The 615-nt window shown below is 42.1% G+C and carries 1 protein-coding gene; it reads left to right on the top strand.

Annotated elements, in window-relative coordinates; genetic code table 11:
* Positions 1-615: Rib/alpha-like domain-containing protein (locus tag HMPREF2846_RS12755; RefSeq protein WP_256274958.1), on the top strand; the 615-nt coding region annotated here is incomplete at both ends.

Genomic DNA, 615 nt, shown 5'->3' on the forward strand with positions numbered 1-615 from the left:
TCGGTCCAAAAGATTCAGACACTTATGAACCAACTGTCCAACCGATTGAAAAACCATTTGGCCTAGGCACCACTGAACAAGAGGTCAAAGATAAAGTGACAGTACCTAACTTCCCAGCGGATAAAGGTACACCAGTGGTCACAGTGGATGATCCAACAAAAGTACCTAATGGTCAAACACCAGGTGAATTCGATGTGCCAGTAACGGTGACATATCCAGACGGTACAAAAGATCATGTAACAGTCAAAGTTACAGTGACCCCACAACCGCAAAATGATAAATATGAACCAGTTGTGGGAGAAATCACAAAACCATACGGAACTCCAACTACTGAAGATGAAGTCAAAGGCAAAGTAAGTGTTCCGGATTTCCCTAAAGAGGGCGACCAACCAATTATTACTGTAGATACAACAAAAGTACCTGACGGTAAAACAAGCGGTGAATTTGAAGTGCCAGTCACAGTCACTTATCCGGATAAAACAACAGATACAGTGAATGTGAAAGTAACAGTCGGTCCAAAAGATTCAGACACTTATGAACCAACAGTCAAACCAATTGAAAAACCGTTCGGCCAAGGCACAACTGAACAAGAGGTCAAAGATAAAGTGACAGTAC

Origin of the sequence: Staphylococcus sp. HMSC056G08 (genome assembly GCF_001812305.1) — a bacterium.
Lineage (GTDB): Bacteria > Bacillota > Bacilli > Staphylococcales > Staphylococcaceae > Staphylococcus > Staphylococcus simulans.